Source organism: Lysinibacillus sp. 10T31, assembly GCF_056394365.1.
Map to the genome: position 1 here is coordinate 1 of NZ_JBFTHS010000287.1, position 320 is coordinate 320.

General features: G+C 44.1%; 2 rRNA genes. Both read right to left on the reverse strand.

Annotation, left to right across the window (positions count from 1 at the left end):
* Positions 1-2: 2 nt before the first annotated feature.
* A 5S ribosomal RNA gene (gene rrf, locus AC1DCY_RS28055) occupies positions 3-118 on the reverse strand.
* 102 nt (positions 119-220) lie between these two features.
* Positions 221-320 (reverse strand): 23S ribosomal RNA (locus AC1DCY_RS28060); the annotation flags it as partial.

A 320-nucleotide genomic window follows, 5' to 3' on the forward strand; every position in this document is an offset into this window, starting at 1 on the left:
GTGCCTAGCGACGTCCTACTCTCACAGGGGGAAGCCCCCAACTACCATCGGCGCTAAAGAGCTTAACTTCCGTGTTCGGTATGGGAACGGGTGTGACCTCTTTGCCATCATCACTAGACTATTTTCGGCTTTCAATATACGTAGTATTTTGAAACCCTTAGTTGAAAGAAATTGTTCTTTCAAAACTGGATAAACGGTGCATTGAATGTTTCAAACTTTTTTGGTTAAGTCCTCGATCGATTAGTATTCGTCAGCTCCATGTGTCACCACACTTCCACCTCGAACCTATCTACCTCATCGTCTTTGAGGGATCTTACTTA